At 55.8% G+C, this 260-nt stretch carries 1 protein-coding gene; it reads left to right on the top strand.

Annotated features, from left to right (window positions below; translation table 11 throughout):
* Positions 1 to 72: 72 nt before the first annotated feature.
* Positions 73 to 260, top strand: a 188-nt coding sequence (locus tag B2W52_RS12805; RefSeq protein ID WP_286803430.1) for a S4 domain-containing protein, incomplete at its 3' end; no start/stop codon positions are given.

Here is a 260-nt window from a genome sequence, read left to right as displayed (position 1 = left end):
ATGTGCAGAGCAATGCCTCGCTGTTTCCAATAATCTGACCGAAACGTAACACACACAGGCCCTGGGGGCTTAATGTCATCTGAAAAACGAATCATCGCCAACTTTGTCGTGCCGCCGGAACTGAGTGATCGGCGCCTTGACCAGGCCGCGGCAGAACTGATGCCCGAACATTCCCGTTCCCGCCTGCAGTCCTGGATCAAAAGCGGCGCGTTGACGGTGAATGGTGAGACGCGAAAGCCTCGGGACAAAGTGATGCTGGA

It is taken from the genome of Marinobacter sp. UBA2498 (assembly GCF_002341575.1).
GTDB classification, from domain to species: Bacteria; Pseudomonadota; Gammaproteobacteria; order Pseudomonadales; family Oleiphilaceae; genus Marinobacter; species Marinobacter manganoxydans.
This window is presented reverse-complemented; position numbering and strand designations above follow the sequence as displayed.